Genomic DNA, 24,620 nt, shown 5'->3' with positions numbered 1-24,620 from the left:
GCTGGGCCGCCCCCTTTTTCCTGTGCTGCTTACGGGCGCGTGAAGACCAGCGCCACGTTGTGCCCGCCGAAGCCGAACGAGTTGTTCAGCGCGGCCGGGATCTCCAGCTGACGGGCCTTGTGCGCGGCCACGTCCAGGTCCAGCGCGTCGTCCGGGTCGTCCAGGTTGATCGTGGGCGGGACGATGCTGTCCCGGATCGACAGGATCGTCGCGATCGACTCCAGCGCACCGGCCGCGCCGAGCAGGTGCCCGGTCATCGACTTGGTGGCGGTGACCACCGGGTGGGTGCCGACCGCGGCCCGCAGCGCCGCGATCTCGGCCACGTCACCGACCGGCGTGGACGTGGCGTGCGCGTTCACATGCACGATGTCGGCGCCGGTCAGGTCGGCGTCCCGCAGCGCCTTGGTGATCGCGCGGATCGCGCCCGCGCCCTGCGGGTGCGGCTGCACGATGTCGTAGCCGTCCGAGGTGATGCCCGCGCCCGCCAGCCGGGCGTAGATCGTCGCGCCCCGGGCGATCGCGTGGTCGGCGCGCTCAAGCACCAGCACGCCCGCGCCCTCGCCGAGCACGAAGCCGTCGCGGCCCTTGTCCCACGGGCGGGAGGCCCGCTCCGGGTCGTCGTTGCGGGTGGACATGGCCCGCATCGAGGCGAAGCCGGCCATCGGCAGCGCGTGGATCACGGCTTCGGTGCCACCGGCCACGACCACGTCGGCCCGGCCGGCCCGGATCAGGTCGAGGCCGAGCGCGATCGCCTCCGCGCCCGTCGCGCACGCGCTGGCGACGCAGTGGACGCCCGCCTGTGCGCCGAGGTCCAGCCCGACGAACGCGGCCGGGCCGTTCGGCATCAGCATCGGGATGGTGTGGGGGGACACCCGCCGCGCGCCCTGCGCCTCCAGGATGTCGTCCTGGTTGAGCAGCGTCGTGGCGCCGCCGATGCCGGTGCCGATGCTCACGGCGAGCCGCTCAAGGTCCAGCCCGGAGTCGGCCAGGCCGGAGTCGGCCCACGCCTGGCGCGCCGCGATGAGCGCGATCGCCTCCGAGCGGTCCATCTTGCGGAGCTTCGGCTTTTCGATGATCTCGGATGGGTCGACGGCGAGCGCCGCGGCGATCTGCACCGGCAGCTCTGCCGCCCAGTCCGCGGTCAGCCTGCTGACCCCGGAGCGGCCGTTGAGCATGCCGTCCCAGGTGGACGCCACGTCCCCGCCGAGCGGGGACGTGGCGCCGAGCCCTGTGACGACGACGTCGACAGAGGTCACTTCTGGTTCGCCTCGATGTAGGAGACGGCGTCACCCACGGTCTTGAGGTTCTGCATCTCGGTGTCCGGGATCTTCACGCCGAACTTGTCCTCGGCCGCCATGATGACCTCGACCATGGAGAGCGAGTCGACGTCGAGGTCGTCCGTGAAGGTCTTCTCCTCGGTCACGTCGTCCGCCTCGACGCCGGCGAGCTCGTTCAGGATCTCGGCGAGGCCGGCGGTGATCTCTTCGCGGGAAGCCATGTGCGTGATGGTCCTTTCGGGTTTTTTTACTGTTTACCGGGGCCTTACGGGCAGCGAACGACCTGACCTGCATAGGTCAGGCCACCGCCGAAGCCGAACAGCAGCACGGGGGCACCGGAGGGCACCTCGCGCCGTTCGACCAGCTTGGACAGGGCCAGCGGGATGCTGGCCGCGGAGGTGTTGCCGGACTCGACCAGGTCCTTCGCGATCACGGCGTTCGGAATGCCGAGCCGCTTTACGATGCCGTCGATGATCCGGGTGTTGGCCTGGTGGGCGACGAACGCGGCGATCTCCTCCGGCGCGACGCCGGCCTTCTCGCACGCCTGCCGGGCCACCGGCGCGATCGCGGTGGTGGCCCAGCGGAAGACCGACTGACCCTCCTGCTTGATGTACGGCCGCCAGCCCGCGATCGTCAGCACGTCGCCCTTCTCCGGGGCGGAACCCCAGAGCACCGGGCCGATGCCGGACGGCTCGTCGTCGGCGGTCGCGGTGATCACAGCCGCGCCCGCGCCGTCGCCGAAGAGCACGGCGGTGGTGCGGTCGGTCCAGTCCACGACGTCGGAGAGTTTCTCCGCGCCGATCACCAGCGCGTTGCGGGACGCGCCGGCCTGGACCGCGTGGTCCGCGGTGGCAAGCGCGTAGGAGAAGCCGGAGCAGGCCGCGTTCAGGTCGAACGCGCCGGGCGCGTTGATGCCGAGCCGGGCCGCGACCATCGCCGCGACGCTCGGGCAGCGGTCCTCGGCGGAGCAGGTCGCCACCACCACCAGGTCGATGTCGGCAGCGGTCAGCCCCGCGTTGGCAAGCGCCTTCTCCGCGGCGAAGGTGGCCATGTCCGCGACCGACTCGGTGTCCGCGATGCGCCGCTCGGCGATGCCGACCCGGTCCCGGATCCACTCGTCGTTGGTGTCGATCGTGTGCGAGAGCTCTTCGTTGGTGACGACCCGGGACGGCTGGTAGTGGCCGAGGGCGAGGATGCGGCTGCCTGCCATGTCAGTTCTGTCCTTCGGGACTCGTGGTGGCTCCGTGCCGGGCGATCAGGTCGACCGCAGCGGGCAGGTCGTCCGGAGTGTTCAGGGTGAGGATCTCGGGGAGGCCGGGGCCCTTGAGCTCGCGCTTGATCAGTCCGGCGAGCGTGCCGGCCGGAGCCAGCTCGATCACCGCGGTCACACCCCGCCCCGCCAGCGTCCGCATCACCAGGTCCCAGCGGACCGGCGCGGTGACCTGGCGGACCAGGCGGGACAGCAGGTCGTCGCCGTCGGTGACGGCCGCGCCGTCGAAATCGGAGAGGATCACCCGCGAGGGGTCCGCGGTCACGACGTCCGCCGCGACGACGGCAAGCGCCGCCTCGGCCGGGGCCATGAAGGGCGTGTGGAACGCACCGGCCACGGCCAGCGGGATGACGCGCAGGCCGCCCGGGCGATCGGCGGCGAACTTCTCAAGCGCGTCCTTGGCGCCGGCCGCGACGATCTGCCCGGCGCCGTTGCGGTTGGCGGCAAACAACCCGTACGACTCGATGGCGGCCACCACGTCGTCCGGCTCGCCGCCGAGCACCGCGGCCATGCCGGTCGGCTCGAGCGCACAGGCGGCGGCCATCTCCCGGCCGCGCACGCCGGCAAGCGTCACGGCGGCCTCCGGGGTGAGCACGCCGGCGATCGCGGCGGCCGCGAGCTCGCCCACGCTGTGCCCGGCCACCACTGTCGCCTCGCTCAGCGTCAGCTGCTCCGCGGCCAGCAACGCGGCCGCGACGAGCAGCGGCTGCGTGCGTGCCGTGTCCTTGATCTCCTCGGCGTCCGCCTCGGTGCCGAGGCGCGCCAGGTCGACGCCGGCCAGCTCGGACCACGCGCCGAGGCGGGCCTCGGCGTCGGGGAGCTCGAGCCACGGCTTGAGGAAGCCGGGCTTCTGGGAACCTTGCCCTGGGGAGAGAACGGCTAGCACGGTTGACACTCTGCGGGATGCCGCCGCTGTCTATCGCTGCTGACAGGCACCAATCCACACTAACGCTTTTGTGGGATACCTACAAAGATAGATGGTGGTTATGCCTTCGTGTCCGTTTGACGTGGGGTTGCGCGTGACGGTGGCAACACCGCGTTCGGCGGATCGAGGCGGCCGATCGTCAACGCGATCCGCAACGCGAACGCGTCCCGCGGGTTCAGCGGCGAGAACGTGGTCACCTCGGTGATCCGCTTCAGCCGGTACCGGACCGTGTTCGGGTGCACGAAGAGCGCGCGCGCCGCGCTCTCCAGCACGCCGCCCGCGGCGAAGAACGCGTCAAGTGTCTCCATCAGCTCCCCGCCGGCCCGGGTCAGCGCACCGTACACGGAGTCCCGCAGCGTGCGCCGCGCCTCCGGGTCACCGGCAAGCGCCCGCTCCGGCAGCAGATCGTCCGCCGCGACCGGGCGCGGCGCCGCGGGCCACGCCACCGCGCTGCGATAGCCGGTCAGCGCCGCGCGCGCGGAGTCGGTCGCCGCGTCCAGGCTCGGCACCGCCGGGCCGACCACCACCGGGCCGTCACCGAACCCGTCAAGCAGCCGCTGCACGGCAGTCACCGGATCGGCCGCACCGCCGATCACCAACACCAGCCGGTCGCCGTGGCCGCCGCCGACCAACTCCACGCCGAGCCGCCGCGCGGCCCGGTAGAAGCCGTGCAGGATCGCGGCCAGGTCCCCGCCGGGCGACCTGCCCACCGCGACCGCCACCGGGGCCGCGTCCGCCCAGCCCAGCGCGGCCGCGCGGCTGGCCAGCACGTCGGACGAGTCGCCGCGCAGCAGCGCGTCCACAAGCATCGCCTGCAGCCGGGCGTCCCAGGTGCCGCGGGACTCGGCCGCGCGCGCGTAGACCCGGGCGGCCGCGAACGCGATCTCCCGGGAGAACCGCAGCATCGCCTCCCGCAGCGCGACCTCCTCGCCGGGTGCGGCCAGCTCCGCGACCTGCTCCTCGGCCACGTCGATCGTCACCTTGACAAGCGCGACCGTGTGCTGCAGCGAGATCGTCCGGGCCAGCGCGCGGGGCGCGGTCGCGAACACCTCGTCCGACACCTCCTGGGTGTTGCCGCCGGCGCGAAGCCACTCCACGAGCGAGCGGACACCGGCCTGTGCGACGAGCATCACCCAGGACCGCTGATCGGCCGGCAGGTCCCGGAACCAGGGGAGCGTCTCGTCCATCCGGGTGATCGACGCGGTGGCCAGGCCGCCCGCGCTCCGCTCGATCCGCCGGACCGTGGCGGCCAGTTCGCCGTCCTCCGGGTCGTCGACTCCCGTACCGCCCGCCGCATTCGCCACCGGCCAAGCCTGCCACGAGCCGCGCGGAACGCCTCTTCTTGACCATGAATTACCTGATCAAGGCCGAGACGCGAGTGATGTTCACCGCAGCGTGTGTAGTCCCCACGCCGCCTGAAACCGCTTACTCTCGACGGGTGCGAACGCGGGGGCGAGCGTCTCTTGCGTGCGCCGCCGTACGGAACAGCGCAGCAAGGAGGGCAACATGGCGGAGGAGGTTGCAGCGGATCTCCCCGAGCCGGACGACATTCGTCGCGGCAGCCGGGTGGTGCCCCGCCAGTCCCGCTCCCCACGGCACGCCGACGAGCCACCGGCCGCTCCGGTCGACGACGCGCCGCTCCCCGGCCCTGCCCGGGCCGGCGGCTGCCAGACCCGCCTCAACGGCTGGGCCGGCGCCCACCTGCACGGCGCGGTCCGACCCCGCCGCCCCAAGACCGGCCGCGGCCGCCCGCCCCGCCGCTGGTGTTGAGCCCGCTGGCCCGTTCGGCCGCATTCGTGGGGACTTCGCTCTACGTTCGGTGAGGTGGACGAGAAGCAGCGGGTGATCCTGCGGCAGGCGATGGCGCTCGCGGACGAGGCCGGCCTGGACGCGGTCTCGATGCGTGCGGTCGGACGACGGGTCGGGCTCAGCTCGATGGCGCTCTACCCCTACGTGGGTAATAAGGAGGCGCTGCTCAACGGCCTGGTCCGGCAGTTGCTTGAGGAGCTGAACGACTCGTCCGACTCGGACGGCGACTGGCGGGACCGGCTGCGTGCGATCGCCCGCGCCGCGCGTGACCTGGCGCAGGCTCACCCGGGGGCGTACCCGCTGCTGGTGGCACGTCCGGCCGCCGAGGAGGGTGACGACGCCGACCGGGTGCAGGAGCGGATCCGGGACGCGCTGCGGGACGCGGGCGTGGCGCGAGCGGAGGTGCTGCGCCTGCAGCGGATGCTGTCGACGTTCGCGCTGGGCTACGGGGCCTCTGAGGTGACCGGGCGGTTCGTGGCCGGGTCGGCTGAGGAACGGGCGGCTGATTTCGAGGCGGACCTGGAGGATCTGCTGGGTCTGATCGAACGGACCGCGGAGCGACGGCCCGGCTGAGCGTGTAGGTCAGGGGCGGCCTGGGCCCCGCCCCCGCTTGGCGCACTAGTGGACGGTTGAAATGCCGCCGTCGGTGACGGCGGTGATGAACGAACTCCAGGCGGGTGCCGACACGGCAAGTCGGTCGCCCTCGGGTGCCTCGGAGTCGCGCACATACGTAGCGGCGGACGTGGTCGCCACCTCTACGCATGCAGCGGTACCGCATTTCTTACGCCACCGCAACTGCGGATCGGACTGCATGGGTGCTCCCTCCCTATGCCTCGCTCTCCACCATAGGTGCATGAGCGCACAGTAGGGAACAAGTGGCGATGAGTGAGCACTGAGTGGGAGTAATACGTGGTAGACCGGCCCGATTTGTCCATCCGGAAGGGGTGCGATCGCGGCGCGCGCTCGCACCCCCCTCAGTCTTTCGTCACAGAGAGCTGATCTGATCCGACTTCACGCTGCTGACGAAGGAAGCCCAGGCCGTGTTGGAGAAGGCCAAAATCGGGCTGTTGATCTCTTTTGCATCCCTCATGTATCGGTGTGCGCTGTCTGTCGCAATCTCGACACATGCCCCGCTGCCGCAGAATGTGCTCTTGCGCCATCCGGTAGGCATAGCGTCCGCTGTCACTGTTTTGCCTCTCTGGTGCGGGCTCCCGGCGACCCGGGTTCACCCCTTACATCCCTGCTCTGCTCGCTTTGGAGGCGGCATTTTGCGCTGCTTCCAAGATCATCTGGGTTGAAGTCGCCTCGTTGAGCGAACCGGCCCACATGACCTCAAACACCGTCAGATGTCGGCTGACGGCTGCCTGGTCCTCGACCAGCTCGTCGAGCTGATCACTCTCCCGGTACATCACGGCATCGTCGATGCCGTCCGCGGAGTCCATGTCGGACTTGGACAGTCCGTAGATCTCGAATGTGCCGAGGAGGGGGAAAGCGATGTCGGCGGTGAAGGGGATGATGCGCACCGTGATCCGGCTCTGGGCGGTCAGTGAGTGCAGATCGAACAGCTGCTTCGAGAGAAGGTTGAAGTCTCCGAGCGTCCGGTACAGCACGGACTCGTCCAGCAGGAGGCGCACCAGCGGGTCGTCGCGGCGGCCGAGGAATCCCTGACGGCGGCGCTGCCGTGCCTCTAGGCGCACCTCGCCGATGGCGGTGTCGGACGTGCCGAAATGCGAACGAAGGATCGCGCGGGCGTAGTCCTCCACCTGCAACGGACCCGGAATGATCATGGGATAGAAGTAGTGGATGGCACGCGCTTCGGTCTCGAACTGAATGAGACGGCGCAGCGCAGGAGGTACGTGCTCGCGGTAGCGCGCCTCGTCCCACCACTCACGCTTGCGGGCGTCGCGCGCGGACTGCACGAGGCGGGAGACCTCATCGGAGTCGGTGACGCCCAGGTAGGTCAGCAGGGATCTGGTGTCGTTGACCGAGACGGTGACCTCGCCGCTCTCGATGCGCATGACCTTCGAGATGGACCACTCCATCTCCTCCGCCACCTGATGCTGCGTGAAGCCCTTTTCCTCGCGCGCGCGTCGCAGCGCGAGCCTCAGCCGGCGCCGCGCGACCGCGGGTGATTCAGCCGGCGGGGGCGTGGTCATACAGATCCTCTATGTAGGAAGGTAACCCGTTGCAAACACCGATCTGCGAGGTCGCAGCTTGCGACCCATCATACGACTCGTTGCGGGCGCGCGTGGTACCGACTCGCCGATCTGACTGGTGACCAGGCGAGTTTTCCGCTATAGGAGACGTCCGCGGGCCGAGCCACGCGGGGCGAGAGGGGAGGGAGGCGTGAGCGGTGAAAGTTGACCTTGACCTGGACGCTACGAAGGCACCCGGTTGCCGCCAGGTGCCCTCGTTTGCTCTCTTGCCGGCAATCCGTGGGGCCGTGCGCCGGACCCGTTGGTCTGCCCGTTAATACCGATCTGCAGTGCCACTCCAACCGTGTCTCGAGTCTCCCACGCGCTCAGCAGTGTGCCAACCCCCAATCTGCGACCTGGCTGATCGCGGGCTGGCCGAGACGAATCTCCTCCTGTACGGGGATGTCACGCCGTGCGCGTCCGCCCCGAGACGGATGCCCCGTTCCGCTCCGCGGCCGACGCACGTCCTCTTCGGACCCGAAAGGATGTGCATATGTCGAAACCATGGCGTAACAGAGTTCTGTGGGCCCGGACCGGCGCGGCCGTCGCGGCGATCGTCCTGGCCGGCACCGCAGCGCTTACCCACACGGCTGTGGCGTTCGCCGCACCGAAGACCAACCCGCTCGCGGCCGAGGTGCAGCCCACGCTCGACGCGCTTGTCGCGACCGGCATACCCGGCACGTACGCGCAGGTCCGCCGGGACGGGAAGACGTTCAACGGTGCGTCAGGCGTGGCGTCCGTCGAGAGCGGTGCGCCGGCCCGGCCCGACTCCCGGCACCGGATCGGCAGCGTGACCAAGTCCTTCGTGTCGACCACTGTGCTGCAGCTGGTCGGCGAGCGGCGGCTGTCGCTCGACACAAGCGTGGACCGGCTGCTGCCGCAGTACGACCTCGACCCGGCGATCACCGTGCGCCAGCTGCTCAATCACACAAGCGGCATCGGGAACTACACGTCCGCGCTTGACTACTACGCCGTACTGGACTGGCAGACCCGCACGTTCACGCCGGACGAGCTGGTCCGGCTCGGCCAGTCGTTCCCGGCCACCGGCGCGCCGGGCGAGGTGTTCTCCTACTCGAACACCAACTACGTGCTGGCCGGGCTGATCATCGAGAAGGTGACAGGCAACGACGTGGAGCGGGAGATCAACCGGCGGATCATCCGGCCGCTCGGGCTCCGCGACACGTACTTCCCCGGCAATGACCCGCAAATCCGCGGGCCGCACGCCGGCGCCTACGTGGCCTGGCCGGACGAGCAGACCGGCGAGGTGGCGCTGCGCGACTTCAGCGTCTACAACATGACCTGGGCGTGGACCGCGGGCGAGATCATCTCCACGATGAACGACCTGAACACGTTCCACCGGGCGCTGTTCACCGGCCGCCTGCTCAAGCCGGCCCAGCAGAAGGCGCTGTTCGACGGCGCGCTGCCGATGATCCCCGAGGCGCCGGACGCGGTCCGGTACGGCCTCGGCGTCTACGCGATGCAGCTGCCCTGCGGCACGTTCTACGGCCACGACGGCGCCGTGATCGGCCAGGTCACCCAGGTGCTCACGTCCGGTGACGGGCGCACCCAGGTGGCCGTGGGCCTCGCCTACGGCCTGAACTTCGGCGCCACGCCGGAGCAGTCCGAGGCGTTCGCAAACGTCCTCCTCACGGCGGTGTGCGAGCCGCAGACCGGCGCGAGCGCGGACCGCCTCCGGACCGCCGGCGGGAACACGCCGCCGCTGCTGCCGACCGCGATCACGATCAAGAACTAGAGCCTTCCGGGGGTACGCCGTGCGCGCTCACGGCGTACCCCCGGAAGCTGCTTGTGATCGTGCCTTTGCCCCTGCGGCGTAGCGGCCCGGCGGCACGCCCAGGACCCGGGTGAAGTGGCGGCTCAGATGCGACTGGTCGTGGAAGCCGGCAGCTGTCGCGACCTCCGCCGGTGGCAGCCCGGCCAGCAGCATCCGGCGGGCCGCGTCGACCCGGCGGCCGGTCAGGTAGCGGTGCGGCGGCAGGCCGAACGCGCGGCTGAACGCGCGCACCAGGTGGCTGGGATGCGCGTGCAGCTCCGCGGCCGCGTCACGAAGCGTCAACCCGGCGGCGGTGTCCCGGTCCAGCAGCGCACGGAGGTCGCCGGCCAGTCCTTTCGGCGCGGGCGGGCCGGCCGGGACGTGCGGCAGCAGGTGCGCGCGGAGCCGGTCCCGGATCAGCGCCAGGCGGCTCTCGCTCTCCAGCGCGTCACCCGGGCTCGCAAGCGTCCCGTGCAGCTGCCCGATGCGATGGCGCAACAGCGCGTCGGCAAGCCCCGGACTGTCCACGGCCGCGCCGATCAGCTCCTCGCCGAGCACAGTGGTGTCCAGGTAGAGCACGCGCTTGCGGAAACCGTGCGTGGTGGCGGCGCGGCCGTCGTGCGGCACGTGCGGCGGCAACAGCGTCACCATCGGGCCGACCGTGCCGTGATGCGCCTGCTCCAGGTCGTACGTGATGGCGCCGTCGTCAACGATCAGCAGCGTCCAGGCATCGTGCGTGTGCGCCGGGTAGGCGTGCGCGACGAAGTGCGCGTGGAACACCTCCCGCACGCCCGGCACGCTCGGCCGCCAGGCCGTGACCAGCTCACGCATGGTGAGAAACGTACAAGATCTGCGGTGCAGACTCTTGCCAGGCTTGGTTCATGAGTACGAGGTTCGACACCAAGATCGCCGTGTTGCTGCGGGACGACCTGCTCACCTGGCAGCGGCTTAACGTGACAGCGTTCCTGATCAGCGGGCTGGCGGGCGCGGCTCCGCACCTGCTCGGCGAGCGTTACGCGGATCGTGACGGAACGGACTACCTGCCGATGTTCGGGCAGCCGGTGATGGTCTTCGCGGGAGATGCGGCGCTGCTGAAGACGGCACATGAGCGGGCGCTGTCCCGCGGCGTGACGCTGGCCATCTTCACCGAGGAGCTGTTCAAGACCGGGCACGACGCCGCGAACCGGGAGGCGGTGGCGGCGGTCCGGCGGGACGACCTCAACCTGGTGGGGATCGGCCTGCACGCGCCGCGGAACGCGGTGGACAAGATCGTGAAGGGCGCGTCACTGCACGGATAGCAGATCCGCGGCCAGCCGGGTTGTCGCGCGGCGGGCGCGTCACCGCACGGTCAGCAGGTCCGCGGCCGTGCCCGGAGTCCAATCGGGCGGGATCACCGCGAGTGCGTCAGCGGTGGCGGCGGAGAGCAGGCTGGCCGGGCGGGACCCGGGCACCACAGCCGCGTGGCCGCCCTCGATCCGGACCGGGAGGAGACGGGTGCCAGCCCGATAGGGCCGGATGTCGCCGGTCACCTGCAAGCGCAGCGGCACGCGCGGGGTCCGGCCCTGCAACGCGTCGAGCAGCGGCCGGAGCAGCGTGACCGCACCGACCAGCGCGGCATAGGGATTGCCCGGCAGCCCGACCACCCACCTGCCGCCCGGCAGCTCGGCCAGGGCCTGCGGATGCCCCGGTCGGCAGGCCACGCCGTCCACGTGCCAGCGCGCGCCCTGCCCGTTCAGCACCGGGTGGAGATGATCAGCGCGGCCGACCGACGACGATCCGGTCACCACCATCACGTCCCAGTCCGGCGCGGCGATCGCGGCGTCAAGCAGCTCGGCCCGGTCGGGCACGTGCGCCGTTCCGGCCGGTGCCGCGCCGGTGTGGCCGAGCAGCGCCGTGAGCAGCGGGGACAGCGCGTCCCGTACCTGCCCCGGCGCGGGTATGCCGGCCGCGATGACCTCGTCGCCGGTCGCGGTCAGGCGTACCCGCGGGCTGCGGCTGACCATCAGGTGATCAAGTCCGGCGTGCGCGGCCAGACCGGCCAGCGTGGCGGTGACCGGCGTGCCCGCGGGCGCGAGCAGCATGCCCGGCGTGAGGTCCTCCCCGGCACGCCGGATGTGGGTACGGTCCGGGCTCGCCTCCTCGCCGAGCCGGACCGTGTCGCCGTCGACCCGGCAGATCTCGATCGGGATCACCGCATCGGCGCCACCCGGGACCGGCGCGCCAGTGGCGATCTCCACCGCGGTGCCCGCTTCCAGCCGGGGAAGCCCGTCCGCGAGCCGGCCGGCGAGAACCTGCCCGGCCGTCCGCCACGGTCCCGGCCCGGCGACCGCGTAGCCGTCCATCGCCGCGGTGTCCGTCCCCGGCAGCAGTGCCGCCGAGCGCGCGTCCTCGGCGAGTGTGCGCCCGTGCGCACCGGCAAGCGTCACCCGCTCCGCCCCGAGCGCCCGCGGCAGCGTCCCGGCCAGCCGGTGCGCCCGCGCCCACGCCATGTCCGCCTCGACGCGTGGCAGCTGCGCAGGAAGGTTGGCGTCAATGCCCGGCGACGTCGACACGGCGATGACCTCAGATCCGTTCGAAGTGATCTTCTGCTGAGTATCGTCCCGGCCGCCATGGTTGCCCAAACGGCACACCTTCTCGTCTAGTTGCTAAGGGTTATCAGGTGAATACGCATTGAGTACTATTTGTGCATGTCGATCCAGCCGGGGCGGGTGGCCCGAGCGAGAATCGTGGCGTCAGGGCAGCTGGACCTCTTCGATGCGGAGGAGAAGCTCGTCCGGAACGCGCTCAAGCAGGGCCGGAAGGCTGATCGGTATGGCCGGCTCTGGCATCTCGGGCAGGTGACGTACGACGGCGAACATCTCTACGGCCGGTTGGGGTTCGACCGTACCGAGAACGCGGATCTATGGCAGAACGACATCGACGATTTCGAGAATCTGCCGACCAAGAGCGGTGCGGCGGCGCCGTTCGTGGTGCGAATGGTTGATCTTGTCGTCGTCTACCAGCCCAGGAGGCAGGCGATCCGCCCGATCTCCTTTGTCGGCGCGCTGCGATCGATGCTCAGGATGGATGCCGGTGACGGATGGAACGTCACGGCGCTGCCAGGTGCCGGAACGTCATTCGATGATTGGCGGCAGCAGGTCGACCAGGTCACGCAGATCCGGTTCCGACTGGATCAGGCGCCCGGCCCGGAGGGGCATCCATCGCGTGTGGCATCGCTGCTGAGCGAGACGAAGCCGGAGTCCGCGATGATCAGCTGGAGGTCGGAGGCCGGCCTGGATCTCGGCTCTGACCTGATGCGGGACCTGATGGCACAGGCCGAGTCCGGCGCCGGTGAGATCGTCGCGTTCGGACGTTCCACGACGATGCCCGACGCGCTGCGGCGTTGGGACAGCGCTGTCGGCGACGAGAATGTGACCACCGAGGTCGAGGTGAACGAGACCGGCGAGGTCGACAGGGCGACGCTTCTCGGCGAACTCGCGAAGATCGGGCGCCTGCGGTAGTCGTACCCCGCTGGAGGGGTGGTGGTTTGCGTCAGTGGAGGTGGCGCAGATAGCGGTCGGCCGAGGCTGCCAGGGCCGCCTTGGCGTTGCTCGTGACCACGCGGCCCCACCAGGCGCCGTAGATCGTGTCGAAGTCGAACGGCTCGACCAGGGAGAGCGCGCGCGTGATCACCGCGGGGCTCTCCGGGATGAAGTTGGGGTAGGAGTACATGAAGCTCACCCACCGCCGGTCCATCACCACGGTGAAGATGTCGCCGGTGCAGAGGCCGCCGGGCCAGTGCAGCACCGTGCCGCCGGGGAAGTGGACGCCGCAGTTGATCAGGGTGCGGCCGGGGAGGATCTCAAGCGTGTCGCCGTCCCAGAAGCGGACGTTGCCGCGGCGTTTGACCCACTGACGGTCGGCCGCATGGACGTAGACCGGGATGTCGCCGAACGCGCGGCTCCACTCGATCATGGCGCCGTAGAAGTGCGGGTGGGAGAGGGCGATCGCGGCCAGGCCGCCGCGCCGGTGGATCTCCGCGACCGTGCGGTCGTCGAGGTAGGGCACGCAGTCGAAGAGCACGTTGCCGCCGTCGCCGGGGACGATAAGTGCGCGCTGGCCGATGGCGACTGACGGCTCGACGCCGACGCCGGTCAGACCCGGCGGTTCCGGGCGGACGACGCCGCGGTGGCCGGCGGCGGAGAGGCCGGCCAGGGTGGTCCAGTGCTGGCCGTCCCAACCGGTGTACTGCCGCTCGTCCGCGCAGATCGCGCAGGTCCGGGCGTCGAAGCTCGCGGCACCGTACTGCACCCCGCAGGTGCGGCAGATCGGCAGCTCCGTCACCAGGAAAAGCCTAGTCTTCTACAGGGTTCGATGCATGATGTGCAGGCCGACATAACCCTCGGCCGGGTGCCGGAACGCGGACGGCACTGTCGCCAGGATGTCGAAGCCCAGTGAGGTCCACAGCCTGACGGCGGGCGCGTTCGTGGCCACGACCGCGTTGAACTGCATGGCGTGGTAGCCGGCGGCCTTCGCGTCCGCGAGCACGCGTTCGCCGAGTGCCCGGCCGATGCCGCGGCCGCCGTGGCCGGGGGAGACGGCGAAGCCCGCGTTCGCCACGTGGGCGCCGTGGCCGGGCTGGTTCGGCGCGGTGTACGCGGTGCCGACGACGGTGCCGTCCGGGTCGACCGCGACGATTGTCGCGCCGGCCGTCCACTTGGCTCGCGCCCACTCCTCAGTGGTGTCCGGGCCCCAGGTGAAGTGCTCGCCTGTCGAAACGACCCAGCTGAGGATCGTCCAGATGCCCGGCCAGTCCGCGTCCGTCGCCGTTCTGATCTCCATCGGCACAGCCTATCGGCGCGCGACGACCGCGGTAGCCCCAAGATCATCGTCCTCCACGACGTGGGCGTCGAGGCCGTGCTCCCGCACTATCGACACCGCGAGCGAGGCCTGCGCGGCGGACGTCTCGGTCAGCAGCCGCCCGCCCGGCGCGAGCCAGTCACGCGCCCCGGCCGCCACCCGCCGCAGCAGGTCCAGGCCGTCCGGGCCACCGTCCAGCGCGTACCGGGGCTCGTGGTCCCGGGCCTCCGGCGGCATCAGCGCGACCGCGTCGGTCGGCACGTAGGGCACGTTCGCAAGCAGCACCGTCACCGTGCCGCGCAGGTCCGGGGGAAGCGGCGCGAACAGGTCACCGGCGTGGGCGGTACCGCCGAGCGGCGCGAGATTGCGGTCGGCGCAGGCCACCGCAACCGGGTCGATGTCGGCCGCGACCAGCCGGGATCCGGGCATCGCGAGCGCGGCCGCGCCACCGAGCGCGCCACAACCGCAGCAGAGGTCAAGAATCGTCGAGTCCTTCACAACCTCTGCCGCCGCGGTACGAACGAGCAGCTCGCTGCGCTGCCGGGGCACGAACACGCCGGGGTCCACCGCCCACCGCTGCCCGGCGAACTCCACCCAGCCGACCACGTGCTCAAGCGGTTCCCCGGCCACCCGGCGTGCGACAAGCGTCTCCAGCTCAGCAGGTGTGCCGGCCGCGCCGCTCAGCAGCCGGGCCTCGTCCTCTGCGAACACGCATCCGGCCGCACGCAGCCGCCCCACCAGGTCGATCACGCGCGGACGGTACCGGAAACTGCCAGCAAACGCCCAGCATTTCCGCCTGTGCGGGGTGCCGGTCCGGCACGCATCCTGTCAGGCATGGGGGCCATCGAGACCGAACACCTGACGAAGCAGTTCGCGGACCTGCGGGGCGTCCACGACCTGACTCTGTCCGTGCCGGTCGGCGAGGTGTTCGGCCTGCTCGGCCCGTCCGGCGCGGGCAAGACCACCACGCTTCGCATGCTGCTTGACCTGGTCCGGCCGACCGCCGGGCGGGTGACGGTGCTTGGCGAGTCGCCGTCCTCCGCGCGGGTGCGGGCACGGATCGGCTACGTGCCCGCGGACGTGGTGTTCGAGAGCAGGGAGAGCGTGCTGTCGTTGCTGCGCGGGCTGGACCGCGCCCGCGGCGGGCGGAATGCGGCGCGGATGCGTACCCTCGCTGATCGTCTGGGCCTGGACACCGGGCGGAAGGTGCGCACGCTGTCGCCCGGTAACCGCCGCCGGCTGGCGCTGGTCCAGGCGTTCATGCACGATCCGGAGCTGTTGCTGCTTGACGAGCCCGCGTCCGCGCTGAACCCGGCCGGGCGCGCCGAGCTGGTCTCCCTGATCCGGCAGGCGCGGTCGGAAGGCCGCACGGTGCTGCTCTGCGCGCGGCAGGCGACCGAGGCGTGGGAGGTGGCGGACCGGGTCGGCGTGCTTCACGAGGGCCGCCTGGTGGGCGTGGAGCGGGTGGAGCAGCGGACCGCGCGCCGCCCGCCGCGCCGGGTGCAGGTGCACTTCGCGGACCCGGTGCCGCGCGCGGACTTCTTCGGCCTGCCCGGCGTCACCGAGCTGGGGCTGGACGGCCGGGTGCTCTGGTGCATGGTGGACGGCCCGCTTGACCCGCTGATCAAGGCGGCCGCGCGGCACGCCGTCATCGACATGATCATTACCGAGCCGACGCCGAGCGAGGCGCTGATCAACCGTTACTACGCCGCCACCCACCAGGCGTTCGGGTCGGTCGCGTGAGCCTGTTGCTTCGTACGCTCGCCGAATTCCACAGGCGGACGCTGGGCTGGGCCGTGGTGGCAGGCATCTTCACCCTCGGCTATGTGCGGATATATAGCGATTTCACGGTAGCTATACGGAAAACGCCGAACATGCGGCACCTGGTGGAGGTGCCCACGACCAGCTACCTGGAGACGACCGTCTACGGGCTGACGCCACCGCTCCTGGTGGTGCTGTGCGCGATCGGGCTCGGCGCCCGGGCCGTCGCCGGCCTGGAGGAGAGCGGCGAACTCGAACTGCTGCTGGCCGGCCCGATCGACCGCCGCCGGCTGGTGCTCACCCGCTATGCCGGCTTCGCCCTCTCGATCACCGTGGTCGGCCTGATCATCTGGGCCGCCGTGCAGTGGTTCGTCTTCATCGGCCGACTCCGCATCGACGCCGCCGACGTGGCCGCCGCCTGCGCCGGCATCGTCCTGCTCGGCCTGTTCTTCGGCTCGATGTCCTTCGCCGCCGGCGCCTTCACCGGCGACCGCGCGATCGCGTTGATGCTGGCCGGAAGCCTGGCAACTGTCGCCTTCAGCCTCCGCGCGCTGGCCGGCACGGCAGGCGAGGCCCGCGCCATGCGCTGGCTCTCCCCACTCGACCATCACCTGAGCGGCGCCGGCTCCCACCCGCTCCGGCCCGGCAGCTACGAACTCCTGATGATCGCGCTGACCGCCGCGCTGCTCGCGGTCGCCGTTCACGGCTTCCACAAGCGCGACGTCGGCACCGAGGCGGCCTAAACCCTCAGATCATCTTCCCGCTCCCGCCGGGGTGCAGCCCGCATGCTCCCGCGGGCAAACCTCGCGCCGGGCTCCGCTGGCGCTCCGCACGTCGCTCGGAGCCGGTGCCGTGGGCGCCAGGGCCAGACCCGGCGGAAGATGACGGCTGACATGGACGAGGATTGGCGGCCACCGACATCCGGGTATGGAACCTCGCATGGCCAAAAAGAGTGATGTGGCGGTGATCGCGCATCAGCGGAAGGTGCTCGGCGGCGGGCTCGACGAGCTGCGCAAGCTGCTCACGGACGAGATCTCCGATGAGCTGATCTGGTACGAGGTCCCGAAGAGCAAGAAGTCGCCGAAGATGATCCGGAAGGCGCTCAAGAAGGGTGCCAAGACGATCTTCGTGTGGGGCGGGGACGGCATGGTGCAGCGCGCGGTGGACACGCTCGCCGGCACGGACACCACGATGGCCATCCTCCCGGCCGGTACCGCGAACCTGTTCGCCACCAACCTCGGCATTCCCGAGGATCTGCCGGAGGCGGTCCGGATCGGGCTGCACGGAAAGAAGAAGAAGCTGGACCTGGGGCGGATCAACGGCGAGCACTTCGCGGTGATGGCCGGCGCCGGCTTCGACGGTCACCTGATCGCCGAGGCGGACCGGGGCGCGAAGGACCAGATGGGCAAGCTCGCCTATGTCTGGACCGGGCTGCGGCACATCCAGGACGACCCGTCGCCCACGAAGATCAAGGTGGACGGCAACACCTGGTTCGAGGGGGAGGCCAGCTGCGTGCTGTTCGGCAACGTCAGCACGATTACCGGCGGCATCCACGCGTTCGATGACGCGAAGCCGGACGACGGCTGGATCGAGGTCGGCGTCGCCACCTCGCAGAACGCGATCGAGTGGGCCCGCACGCTGGGCCGGATGGCGTTCGGCCGCTCGGACTCGTCGCCGTTCGTCCAGATCACCCGCGCGAAGCGGGTCGAGGTGACGTTCGCCGAGCCGACGCTCTATGAGCTGGACGGCGGCGACCGGGAGATGACCCGCAAGCTCAAGGTCACGGTGGTACCGGGCGGCGTGACGGTCCGGGTGCCGAAGGAGAAGGAGGAGGACTCAGCGACGGCGGGCTAGAAACGCGATCCCGGCCAGCCCGCCGGTGATCAGCACCAGCACGCCCACGTTGATCAGCAGCATGCCGCCAAGCCCGCCCATGCCCTTGAACAGGTCACCGGCCGGGTCCACCGGCTCCTGCGCGTTGATCCGCTCGCCGCCGCCGATGCCGCCGGTCATCACATCAGTGGTGTCCGGCAGCGGCGCGCCGGCCAGCCGCAACGCGTTCGTCATGTTGAGCCGGCCGAAGAACCAGGCTGCGGTCGTCCTGCCGTCCGGCTGCTCGGCCGGGCGGAACACCCGCGGACCGCCCTCGGCCAGCGGATACAGGTCGTACGAGTACCGGTCCTTGTCGCCGTACCGGACCACGACCGTGTACTTCGGACCGAGCTTCGACTCGTCCGGCACCGGGGACCGGCCGCTGTTCCCGGTGAGCCAGCTGACCTGGCTGAGCATCCCGGCGAACAACTCGTCGCCCTCGTCCGCGGCGGTGACCTCGATCGGTTCCGTCAGATCGTCGCCGGAGAGGACCACCGCGGTGGGTGCCGCGTCGTCGGCGAGCGCCGGGAGCGGGCTCGCCAGCAGCGCGGTCACGATCAGCAGAAGTGCCGTCCCGAGCCGCCGCACGTTCGCTGTGACCATGAAACCCGCCGTTCCGTCGGATCGAGGCCCCTGTGGTGCCTATCCATCTAGAGTTCGCAGGACACGCACAATGGTGCATCGGTATTGGCCGGAATTGGAACCATCTGCGACTCGCGGCCGACCAACCGGGGGAAATCCTTGATCGGCCGCCGCATCGTAACCAGCTGGAGGTATCTCATGGGTCACAGGGGCATGCGCTGGGCGCTCGCGGTCTGCGCCGGGCTGCTGGGCGCGATGGTGGGTGCGTCGCCCGCCCTCGCCCACAACTCGTTCACCGGCAGTAACCCGGAGGAGGGCGCCACAGTCGAGAAGGCGCCGGCGGAGATCGAGCTGCGCTTCCTGGAGGAGGTGGACGCGGCCGCCACCAAGATCTCGATCGAGGCACCGCACGGCGCATCGGGCATGAAGGGCGACGCGCGCTTCGACGGCAAGAAGATCTTCGTGCCGTTCGGCGTGGGCCAGGCCGGCAAGTACACAGTCTCCTACGAGATCCCGTCCGACGACGGCCACCCGATCAAGGGCGACTTCTCGTTCACGCTCTCCGAGGCCGCGGTGGCCGCCGCCGCCCCGACCCCCACTGCCGTGCCGACCACTGCGGCGCCGACCTCAGGCGCGGCCGTCCCCGCCACCGACGCGCCGGTCCTCAACCCCGCCGCGAGCAGCGAGGACGACGGCGGCACCCCGTGGTGGCCCTGGGCGCTCGGCGGTCTGCTGCTTGTGGTCGCGGTCGCCGGCGGAACGATCGCCTACGGCCGACGCAAAGCGTCTTAACAGCCACGATCAAGATCCCGCGAGGGTACGGCCGGAGCTTTAACCGTCCGCTCCGAGGCGATTGATCCCCACGGTCACCTCGGAGCGGTAGCCGGGTCTGCCCGCCTTCGGCGGAGTTCCGGCCTCGCCGGCCGACAGCTCGCGCCGGACGGCCGGCGCTCGTGCGGAGCACCGGCCGCCGAGGCGTCGTCTCCCGGGCCGTGGACGGCCGACCTGCGGCAGCCGCATGTGGGATGTGTTCGGCCGGGCGCCACGCTCCCGTCCGTACCCCCGGTGGATCTGTCGCTTCTAGAGCTTTGCGTGGGCGGTGCGGAGGCGGGACAGGACCGTGTCGCGGCCGAGCACCTCGAGCGACTCGAAGAGCGGCAGGCCGACCGTGCGGCCGGTGATCGCGACCCGGACCGGCGCCTGCGCCTTGCCGAGCTTCAGCCCACGCTCCGCGCCGACCGCCTCAAGCGTGGCCTTCAGCTGCTCGGCCGACCAGTCCTGCTGGGCCTCGTAGGCGGCGATCGTGGCGGCCAGCAGGTCGGCCGACCCCTCCTTCATGGCCTTCGCCCAGGCGGCCTCGTCGACCGGCGGCTCGGGCAGGAACAGGAAGTCCACGTTCTGGTTGATCTCGCTGAGCAGCGCGATCCGGGTCTGGGCCAGCTCCGCCACCTTCGCGAAGACCGCCGGGTCGTAGGCGTCGGCCGGCCACGGGCCCTTGGCCAGGAACGGCTGGACCGCGGCGATGAAGTCGTCCAGGGACAGTGCCCGGATGTACTCGCCGTTGAACGCGCGCAGCTTCTTCTCGTCGAAGAACGCGGGGGAGGGGTTGACCTCCTCCAGGCGGAACTCGTCCTCGATCACGGACCACGGCACGATCTCGCGGTCGCCGGACGGCGCCCAGCCGAGCAGCATCAGGTAGTTGCGCATCGCGTCCGCCAGGTAGCCCTCGTCGCGGAACTGCTCAAGCGAGACCTTGTCGCGGCGCTTGGAGAGCTTCTGCCGCTTCTCGTTGACCACGACCGGGACGTGCGCCCAGACCGGCGGCTTCACGCCGAGCGCCTCCCAGAGGAGCTGCTGCTTCGGCGTGTTCGGCAGGTGCTCCTCGGCGCGGATCACGTGCGTGATGCCCATGATCATGTCGTCGACCACGTTTGCCAGCAGGAACACCGGCGAGCCGTCGCCGCGTGCGATGACGAAGTCCTCAAGGTTCTTGTTCTCGAACGTGGGCTCGCCGCGGACCAGGTCGACCACGACCGTGGCACCCTCGTCCGGCGTGCGGAACCGCAGCGCGCGGCCCGGCCCGGCCGCCAGGCCCTTGTCCCGGTGGAAGCCGTCGTAGCCCTGGTGCTGCGAGCCGTTGCGGGCCTGCACGTCCTCGCGGGTGCAGTCGCAGTAGTAGGCGCGGCCGGCGTCGAACAGCTTCAGCGCGGCCTCGCGGTGCTGCTCCGCGTTCGCAGACTGGAAGTGCGGGCCCTCGTAGCTGCCGCGCGAGATGCCGATCCACTCCAGCGCGTTGAGGATGCCCTCGGTCCACTCGGGCTTGTTCCGCGCGGCGTCGGTGTCCTCGACGCGCAGCACGAACACCCCGCCCTGCTGCTTGGCGTAGATCCAGTTCTGCAGCGCCGAGCGGGCACCGCCGACGTGGAACATGCCAGTGGGAGAGGGAGCGAATCGCACACGAACAGTCACCCGCTCAGCCTAACGAGGCCGCCCAGCGGATTTCTCCCGGCCTCAGCGCTGCCGCAGCACGACCTCAGGACGACTTCAGCGTGACCTCAGCGGACCGTGCGGATCTTCAGGACGAAGGCGCTTCCGACGAGCGTGACGGCCGCGGTCAGGCCGTAGAGCGTGGGATAGCCGCCGAGGTGGACCACGATCGGGGCGGAGAGCAGCGGGCCCAGGACCTGCGGCGCCGCATTCGCGATGTTGATGACGCCGAGGTCCTTCCCGCGGTTCGTGGCGGCCGGCAGCACCTCGGTGATCAGCGCGGCGTCGACCGCCAGATAGACGCCGTAGCCGCCACCGAGCAGCAGCGCGGCCACGATCGCGGCCGGAAACGTGGGCCAGACCGCCAGGATCGTGGCAGCGACCGCCATCTCCACACCGGACCAGATCACGAACGCCTTGCGCCTGCCGGACCGGTCCGAGATGCGGCCGGACACCACGGCCGTGGCCATCATGCCGGCCGTGTAGAGCAGGATCAGGATGAGCAGCCCGGTCTCCGGGTCCGGGTAGTGGACGCCGTCGGCCAGGAAATACAGCAGGTAGAGCGTGCCGAGCGCGTTACCGAGCTGCACCAGGAACCGGGTGCCCCACGCCCAGGCGAAGTCGGGGTGCTTCCGCGGGCTGATCCACATCTCGGCGATGAGTCTGCGCGGCGACAGCGGCGGGCGGTGGGCGCGCGGCAGCGGGTCGTCCGCGGTGCGCAGCGCGAACGGCAGGCCGAGCAGCACCAACGCGACCGCGACCGCGACGTAGCCGCTGATCAGGCCGGTGAACACCGCGGTGGTCAGTACGGCGCCGACCACCAGGCCGAGCGACTGCGGGATGCCAATCCAGCCGGAGACGGCGGCGCGCTGCACGACCGGCACCCGGTCCGGGACGGAGGCGGTCAGCGCGGCGAGCATGGCGTTGAGGCAGATCTGGACGGCGGCCCAGCAGAGTGCGATGCCGAGGATCGTCCGCTGCTGGGCGAGGAGCACCAGGCCGGCCGCGCCGAGCACGGTGCCGCCGATCGTCCAGACGTGGCGGCGGCCCAGCTCACGGCCGCCGATCCGCAGGCAGGTGCGGTCGGACAATGCGCCTGCCAGCGGGTTCGCGACGATCGCGGAGAGCGCGCCGGCGGCCATCACCCAGGCCAGCATGGACTCCTTGGCGGCGGCGTCGATTTCCTCGATCTGGATCGGCAGCAGCACCTGGATCGGCGTGAAGAACGCCATCCAGAGGCCGAGGTTCGCTGCGAACAGCAGCGCGGTCCAGGACCGGGGCACGCGGGCGGTCGGCTCGGCGAGCGCGGACGGGAGGGAGGTAGGCGTGGGGTTGATGGTGGTCATGGGCCACCTCCGGCGCGCGGTATGCCGAACATGAAAGGTTCTCGGACTGTAATCGGTCGACGGGCCGCGCGGAAGACCACCTGACAATCCGATGACCTTCGCTTCGATCCGGCCCGCGGCGGCCAGGATTGTGACGGCCCGGACCGCAGTGGCCCGGACTACAGTGGCCCGGACTGCGGCGATCCGGAGGGCGGCGATTCCAACGGCGGCCGTCCGGAAACAAGCGGTGCGGAGTGCGGGGCTATCCGAATGATGTGGAGTGCACACCGCGACGACCGGGCCGGCTCCTCTGTGCGCGGCGTCGGGCGGGTCCGGCGTACCCTCGAAAAGATCTTGATCTTTAGAGCCGGAAGCGGCTGACCAGGGTCTGCAGGTGACTCGCGGTTCCGCTGAGCGTGCCGGCCGCCTCCTGCGACGTGCTGACCGCGCCGCGGGTGGTCTCCACCGTGTCGTTGACCCGGTTCATGGTCGCGGCGATCTGCTCGCTGCCCTGTGCCACCTCGCCGATGTTGCGGGCCATCTCGTTGGTGGTCGCGGCCTGCTCCTCGACAGCTGCGGCGATCGCGTTCTGGAAGTCGTTGACCCGGGTGATCGTCGCGGTGATCGCCTCGATCGCCTGGACCGCCTTCGCGGTGTCGCCGTCGATCGCCGACACCCGCGCGGTGACGTCCTCGGTCGCCCGCGCGGTCTCCTGGGCCAGCTCCTTGACCTCGCCCGCGACCACTGCGAAGCCCTTGCCGGCCGCGCCTGCCCGGGCGGCCTCGATCGTGGCGTTCAGGGCCAGCAGGTTCGTCTGTTCCGCGATGCTGGCGATCAGCTTCACCACGTCCGCGATCTTCTCGCTCGACAGGCGCAGCTCGTCGATCACGTCGGCGGCGCGTTTGGTCAGGCCGACGCCGTCCCGGCCGGCCTGGGCGGCCTCCTGCGCGTTGCTTGAGATCTCGCTGATCGACGCGCCCATCTCCTCCGCGCCCGCGGCCACGGTGGAGACCGCGCTCGAGACCTGGGCCGCGGTCTGGCCGGCCGATCCGGCCTCGGCCGCCGCGGTCGAGGACGCGTTCGCCAGTTCGCCGCCGACGTCCGCCACCCGGTCCGCGGCCTGGGAGACCTGGTGGGAGGCGTTGGTGACCTCGCTCATCAGCTCACGCAGGCCGGTGACGGCGGTGTTCAGCGCGTGGCCCATCCGGGCGATCTCGTCGCCGCCGGACGGTGTGACGCGCACGGTGAGGTCGCGCTCGGCGAGTCCGGCCAGCGCGCCGGTCAGGTCGCCGACCCGGCGGGTGATCCGGCGTGCCTGGACGTAGGCGATGATGCCGCCGCCGATCGCCAGGATCAGGCCGACCGCGATGAACGCGGTGAGCATCTCCTTGCGGCCCTCGTCGACCTTCTCCATCGCATCGGAGTAGTCCGGCAGGTAGCCGCCGACCGCGATCGCCCACTTGTACGGCTCGTAGTACGTGATCACGGTCCGGGTGTCCGCGACCGCGGTGTCCGTGACGCCGCCGAGCTGGAACGTGGCGGTGCTGTTCGCGCCCGCGTCGAGCCCTTCCGCGGTGGTGATGATGTCGCTGACGTAGGCGGTGCCGTCCGCGTCCTGTGCGTCAAGGAGCGTCTGGTCGACCGCGGCGGAGATGTTGGACGCGATCACCCGGCCGCGGTCGGCGGTGGCCGTGCTGATCACCGAGGCCCAGCCGTTGTCGCCGACCTTCGTGTCCGCGATCGTGCTTGTCAGCTCCTGGATCGCCTCGGCCTGCGGCACGCCGTAGAAGAGCGAGCCGATCACCTGCCCGTTCGCGTCCTTGATCGGGTCGTAGGCGGTGATGAACCAGGTGCCGACCACCTGCGCCACGCCGCGGTACGGCTTGCCGTCCTTGATCGCCGCGGCCACCGCGTTCGGTTTTCCGTCCGCGCCGACCGCCGGGATGTAGGTGCCGATCGCGCGGTTGCCGTTCGCCGCCTTCACGTTTGTGGCGACGCGCAGCAGGTCACCGGCCTCGTTCATGCGCTGGAAGACCGTGACGTAGCCGCCGATCAGCCCGGTGATGTCGTCCACGAGCGGCGTTGGGGCGGCCAGGTTCCGGTTCTGCCCGAGCCACCGGCCGCCGACCTCCGCGCGGGGCAGCGAGACGGTGGTCTTGGCCTGGCTGACCTGGTTTGTCGCCTCCCAGGTGGCGGTCTGGTCGCCGTTGAGTCGCATGCCGCCGGCGTTGGCCAGGGCCGTGTTCGCGGACGCCATGTCCCGGTTGACCTGGTTCTGCACGGTGTCGCCGGACGCCTTCACGAGCGCGGTGATGCCGGTGCTGACGTGGTTGAGGTCTTCCGAGGTGAGCCGGTTGACGCTCTCCTCGGTGGTCTCCTGGAACGAGCCGGACTCGTACGTGCCGACGCCGACCAGGATCGTGGCCGTGACGACGACACCGCCGACGCCGAGCATGAGCAGCTTGTGGCGGAGCTGGAACCCGTTCTGCAACCATCCGGCGCGCATG

Annotated in this window: 25 protein-coding genes and 1 pseudogene; 9 read left to right on the top strand and 17 right to left on the bottom strand. The window is 70.6% G+C overall.

Translation table 11 applies throughout. The annotated features are described in order from the left end of the window. Positions 1-29 precede the first annotated feature (29 nt). The 5 genes and pseudogenes from fabF to ACIA8K_RS03035 form a co-directional block, all read right to left on the bottom strand. On the bottom strand, positions 30-1,256 hold the full coding sequence (gene fabF / locus ACIA8K_RS03055; protein ID WP_396054298.1) for a beta-ketoacyl-ACP synthase II: 1,227 nt from the start codon (positions 1,254-1,256) through the stop codon (positions 30-32). After that, positions 1,253-1,498, bottom strand: coding sequence for an acyl carrier protein (locus ACIA8K_RS03050; RefSeq protein WP_396054296.1), 246 nt, complete (start codon positions 1,496-1,498; stop codon positions 1,253-1,255). The genes fabF and ACIA8K_RS03050 overlap by 4 nt, the downstream gene beginning before the upstream one ends. Positions 1,499-1,542: 44 nt before the next feature. After that, a complete protein-coding gene (locus ACIA8K_RS03045; RefSeq protein WP_396054294.1) occupies positions 1,543-2,487 on the bottom strand; it encodes a beta-ketoacyl-ACP synthase III in 945 nt (314 codons plus the stop codon). 13 nt (positions 2,488-2,500) lie between these two features. After that, a pseudogene (locus tag ACIA8K_RS03040) lies at positions 2,501-3,433 on the bottom strand (ACP S-malonyltransferase); the annotation flags it as partial. A gap of 98 nt (positions 3,434-3,531) precedes the next feature. Continuing rightward, complete coding sequence (locus tag ACIA8K_RS03035; protein WP_396054292.1) at positions 3,532-4,776, bottom strand: PucR family transcriptional regulator; 1,245 nt, start codon at positions 4,774-4,776, stop codon at positions 3,532-3,534. A gap of 202 nt (positions 4,777-4,978) precedes the next feature. Between ACIA8K_RS03035 and ACIA8K_RS03030 the strand changes: the two genes are divergently transcribed. After that, a complete protein-coding gene (locus ACIA8K_RS03030) occupies positions 4,979-5,242 on the top strand; it encodes a hypothetical protein (protein WP_396054290.1) in 264 nt (87 codons plus the stop codon). Between the two features lie 54 nt (positions 5,243-5,296). Continuing rightward, positions 5,297-5,854 (top strand): TetR/AcrR family transcriptional regulator, encoded by a 558-nt coding sequence (locus ACIA8K_RS03025; protein WP_396054288.1) that lies wholly within the window; start codon positions 5,297-5,299, stop codon positions 5,852-5,854. Between the two features lie 45 nt (positions 5,855-5,899). Here the strand turns inward: ACIA8K_RS03025 and ACIA8K_RS03020 are convergent, their stop codons facing one another. The 3 genes from ACIA8K_RS03020 to ACIA8K_RS03010 all read right to left on the bottom strand — a co-directional run bounded on the left by ACIA8K_RS03020 (position 5,900) and on the right by ACIA8K_RS03010 (position 7,437). Beyond that, on the bottom strand, positions 5,900-6,094 hold the full coding sequence (locus tag ACIA8K_RS03020) for a DUF397 domain-containing protein (RefSeq protein ID WP_396054286.1): 195 nt from the start codon (positions 6,092-6,094) through the stop codon (positions 5,900-5,902). 172 nt (positions 6,095-6,266) lie between these two features. Next, on the bottom strand, positions 6,267-6,452 hold the full coding sequence (locus tag ACIA8K_RS03015) for a DUF397 domain-containing protein (RefSeq protein WP_396054506.1): 186 nt from the start codon (positions 6,450-6,452) through the stop codon (positions 6,267-6,269). A gap of 61 nt (positions 6,453-6,513) precedes the next feature. Beyond that, a complete protein-coding gene (locus ACIA8K_RS03010; protein WP_396054284.1) occupies positions 6,514-7,437 on the bottom strand; it encodes a helix-turn-helix domain-containing protein in 924 nt (307 codons plus the stop codon). Positions 7,438-7,969: 532 nt separating this feature from the next. Here ACIA8K_RS03010 and ACIA8K_RS03005 point away from each other — a divergent pair. Further along, on the top strand, positions 7,970-9,229 hold the full coding sequence (locus ACIA8K_RS03005; RefSeq protein WP_396054282.1) for a serine hydrolase domain-containing protein: 1,260 nt from the start codon (positions 7,970-7,972) through the stop codon (positions 9,227-9,229). Positions 9,230-9,256: 27 nt separating this feature from the next. Here the strand turns inward: ACIA8K_RS03005 and ACIA8K_RS03000 are convergent, their stop codons facing one another. Then, positions 9,257-10,078, bottom strand: a complete 822-nt coding sequence (locus tag ACIA8K_RS03000; RefSeq protein ID WP_396054280.1) for an AraC family transcriptional regulator — start codon at positions 10,076-10,078, stop codon at positions 9,257-9,259. A gap of 50 nt (positions 10,079-10,128) precedes the next feature. Between ACIA8K_RS03000 and ACIA8K_RS02995 the strand changes: the two genes are divergently transcribed. Beyond that, the gene (locus ACIA8K_RS02995) at positions 10,129-10,545 is read left to right on the top strand and encodes a DUF2000 family protein (RefSeq protein ID WP_396054278.1); all 417 of its coding nucleotides are present in this window, start codon (positions 10,129-10,131) and stop codon (positions 10,543-10,545) included. A gap of 39 nt (positions 10,546-10,584) precedes the next feature. On the opposite strand, the gene ACIA8K_RS02990 is transcribed toward ACIA8K_RS02995, so the two are convergent. Continuing rightward, on the bottom strand, positions 10,585-11,799 hold the full coding sequence (locus ACIA8K_RS02990) for a molybdopterin molybdotransferase MoeA (RefSeq protein WP_396054276.1): 1,215 nt from the start codon (positions 11,797-11,799) through the stop codon (positions 10,585-10,587). 135 nt (positions 11,800-11,934) lie between these two features. Here ACIA8K_RS02990 and ACIA8K_RS02985 point away from each other — a divergent pair, with 135 nt between their 5' ends. After that, the gene (locus ACIA8K_RS02985; protein WP_396054274.1) at positions 11,935-12,747 is read left to right on the top strand and encodes a hypothetical protein; all 813 of its coding nucleotides are present in this window, start codon (positions 11,935-11,937) and stop codon (positions 12,745-12,747) included. 31 nt (positions 12,748-12,778) lie between these two features. Here the strand turns inward: ACIA8K_RS02985 and ACIA8K_RS02980 are convergent, their stop codons facing one another. Genes ACIA8K_RS02980 through ACIA8K_RS02970 form a run of 3 tightly spaced genes read right to left on the bottom strand, consistent with a single transcriptional unit; the run spans position 12,779 to position 14,836 of the window. Further along, complete coding sequence (locus ACIA8K_RS02980; protein WP_396054272.1) at positions 12,779-13,570, bottom strand: MBL fold metallo-hydrolase; 792 nt, start codon at positions 13,568-13,570, stop codon at positions 12,779-12,781. An 18-nt stretch (positions 13,571-13,588) separates the two neighbouring features. Then, positions 13,589-14,068 carry a GNAT family N-acetyltransferase gene (locus tag ACIA8K_RS02975; protein ID WP_396054270.1) on the bottom strand — a complete coding sequence of 160 codons (480 nt, stop codon included), beginning with the start codon at positions 14,066-14,068 and terminating at the stop codon, positions 13,589-13,591. A 9-nt stretch (positions 14,069-14,077) separates the two neighbouring features. Next, positions 14,078-14,836, bottom strand: a complete 759-nt coding sequence (locus ACIA8K_RS02970; protein WP_396054268.1) for a putative protein N(5)-glutamine methyltransferase — start codon at positions 14,834-14,836, stop codon at positions 14,078-14,080. An 84-nt stretch (positions 14,837-14,920) separates the two neighbouring features. Here ACIA8K_RS02970 and ACIA8K_RS02965 point away from each other — a divergent pair, with 84 nt between their 5' ends. The 3 genes from ACIA8K_RS02965 (at position 14,921) to ACIA8K_RS02955 (ending at position 17,701) form a co-directional block, all read left to right on the top strand. Further along, entirely contained in the window at positions 14,921-15,829 is a 909-nt protein-coding gene (locus ACIA8K_RS02965; protein ID WP_396054266.1) for an ABC transporter ATP-binding protein, read from the top strand. Further along, the gene (locus ACIA8K_RS02960; RefSeq protein ID WP_396054264.1) at positions 15,826-16,590 is read left to right on the top strand and encodes an ABC transporter permease subunit; all 765 of its coding nucleotides are present in this window, start codon (positions 15,826-15,828) and stop codon (positions 16,588-16,590) included. Before ACIA8K_RS02965 ends, ACIA8K_RS02960 begins: the two co-directional genes overlap by 4 nt. Positions 16,591-16,786: 196 nt before the next feature. Continuing rightward, a complete protein-coding gene (locus ACIA8K_RS02955) occupies positions 16,787-17,701 on the top strand; it encodes a diacylglycerol/lipid kinase family protein (RefSeq protein ID WP_396054262.1) in 915 nt (304 codons plus the stop codon). Here ACIA8K_RS02955 and ACIA8K_RS02950 read toward each other — a convergent pair. Next, entirely contained in the window at positions 17,684-18,322 is a 639-nt protein-coding gene (locus ACIA8K_RS02950) for a hypothetical protein (protein ID WP_396054260.1), read from the bottom strand. The two genes, ACIA8K_RS02955 and ACIA8K_RS02950, sit on opposite strands and share 18 nt — an antisense overlap. Positions 18,323-18,499: 177 nt before the next feature. On the opposite strand from ACIA8K_RS02950, the gene ACIA8K_RS02945 reads away from it, so the two are divergent. Continuing rightward, positions 18,500-19,093 (top strand): copper resistance protein CopC, encoded by a 594-nt coding sequence (locus tag ACIA8K_RS02945; RefSeq protein ID WP_396054258.1) that lies wholly within the window; start codon positions 18,500-18,502, stop codon positions 19,091-19,093. 288 nt (positions 19,094-19,381) lie between these two features. Here the strand turns inward: ACIA8K_RS02945 and gltX are convergent, their stop codons facing one another. The 3 genes from gltX to ACIA8K_RS02930 form a co-directional block, all read right to left on the bottom strand. After that, the gene (gene gltX / locus ACIA8K_RS02940) at positions 19,382-20,770 is read right to left on the bottom strand and encodes a glutamate--tRNA ligase (RefSeq protein ID WP_396054256.1); all 1,389 of its coding nucleotides are present in this window, start codon (positions 20,768-20,770) and stop codon (positions 19,382-19,384) included. A gap of 86 nt (positions 20,771-20,856) precedes the next feature. After that, positions 20,857-22,134, bottom strand: coding sequence for an MFS transporter (locus ACIA8K_RS02935; protein ID WP_396054254.1), 1,278 nt, complete (start codon positions 22,132-22,134; stop codon positions 20,857-20,859). Between the two features lie 340 nt (positions 22,135-22,474). After that, positions 22,475-24,619: a methyl-accepting chemotaxis protein gene (locus tag ACIA8K_RS02930; RefSeq protein WP_396054252.1), complete on the bottom strand. Its 2,145-nt coding sequence runs from the start codon at positions 24,617-24,619 to the stop codon at positions 22,475-22,477. Between the last annotated feature and the right edge of the window lies 1 nt (position 24,620).

This window comes from Catenuloplanes sp. NPDC051500 (genome assembly GCF_044454585.1).
Lineage (GTDB): Bacteria > Actinomycetota > Actinomycetes > Mycobacteriales > Micromonosporaceae > Catenuloplanes.
Note: the sequence above shows the minus strand (reverse complement) of the source record. Positions and strands in the feature narration are given on the sequence as shown.